This window comes from Mesorhizobium sp. M7A.F.Ca.CA.002.15.2.1, from assembly GCF_003998715.1.
Classification (GTDB): Bacteria; Pseudomonadota; Alphaproteobacteria; order Rhizobiales; family Rhizobiaceae; genus Mesorhizobium; species Mesorhizobium ciceri.
Window position 1 is genome coordinate 1 of record NZ_RZPI01001007.1, and the last position, 1,299, is coordinate 1,299.

Genomic DNA, 1,299 nt, shown 5'->3' on the forward strand with positions numbered 1-1,299 from the left:
CTCCCCTTGTGGGAGAAGGTGTCGCCGGAGGCGACGGATGAGGGGTGTTCCAGGGAACGCCAACGTTTCACTCCGCTGGAACACCCCTCATCCGTCTCGGCGCTAACGCGCCGATCCACCTCCCACTTGGGGAGAAGGAAAAGGCGCGCTCTCAAAGCGCCTTCACAGCCACCTTCACCGGCTGCTCGATCTCGAGCGGGTTGCGCAGCGGCAGGCCGAAATCCCCGGCCTCGATCTCGAAGACATCGCCGGCCTCGGTCGTGATGCCGTCGGCGAAGGACAGCGTCGCCGTGCCGAACATGTGCACATGCACGTCACCCGGCTGGCGGAAGGCCGCGTATTTGAAATGATGATGTTCGAGATTGGCGATGGTGTGCGACATGTTCGCTTCGCCGGACAGGAACGGCTTTTCCCACAGCACCTCGCTGTCGCGCACGATGCGCGAGGTGCCGCGGATGTCGGACGGCAGGTCGCCGATCAGGATCTCCGGCCCGAACGAGGCGTTGCGCAGCTTGGAATGCGCGAGGAACAGATAGTTCACGCGCTCGGTGACGTGGTCGGAAAACTCGTTCGACAGCGTGAAGCCGACGCGGAAAGGTGCGCCGTCGTCGCCGATGACGTAGATGCCGGCGACCTCGGGCTCTTCGCCGGCGTCCTTGGCAAAGGCCGGTGACAGGAGTGCGGCGCCTGGTGCCACCGCCATCGTGCCGTTGCCTTTGTAGAATCATTCCGGCTGCACGCCGATCTGGCCTTTCGCCGGCTTGCCGCCCTCCAGCCCCATGCGGAACATCTTCATGGAATCGGTGAGCTGCTCCTCGCCGTCGGCGCTCAGCTTCTTGTGCATGGAATCGCGCGTCGCGGCGGAGCCGAGATGCGTCAGCCCGGTGCCGGTCAGGTGCAGATGCGCCGGATCGGGGTGATTGATCGGCGACAGCAGCCGCCCCTTCTTGTAAGCGGCCTCGAGATCGACCGTCTCGCCAAGCCCCTTGCGTTCGATCAGCGCGACGAGGCCGACGCCGGTGCGGGCGGCCTCCATCGCCAGCGAATAGACGCTGCGGGCGCCATTGATGATCCGGGTCTTGCCGCCATTGCGGGCGACGACGCGGATGGTCTCGGCGTCGTCAAGGATCTGGGAGATCAGCATGATGAATCCTCTCTCATTTGCCTTGGCAGGGCTGCCAAAACGGCAAACCTTGCTCAGCGCGGCCGGGACCTCGTCCATGCCACGGTTTAAATTCTCAGTTCGGATTGCGCTCGCGGGCCTGGTCCCTCAGGGACTTCTGTTACCGGCGGGGTGCC

General features: G+C 64.5%; 1 pseudogene. It reads right to left on the reverse strand.

The window, feature by feature from the left end:
- Window positions 1-151 precede the first annotated feature (151 nt).
- A pseudogene (gene araD1 / locus ENZ74_RS32060) lies at window positions 152-1,144 on the reverse strand (AraD1 family protein).
- Between the last annotated feature and the right edge of the window lie 155 nt (window positions 1,145-1,299).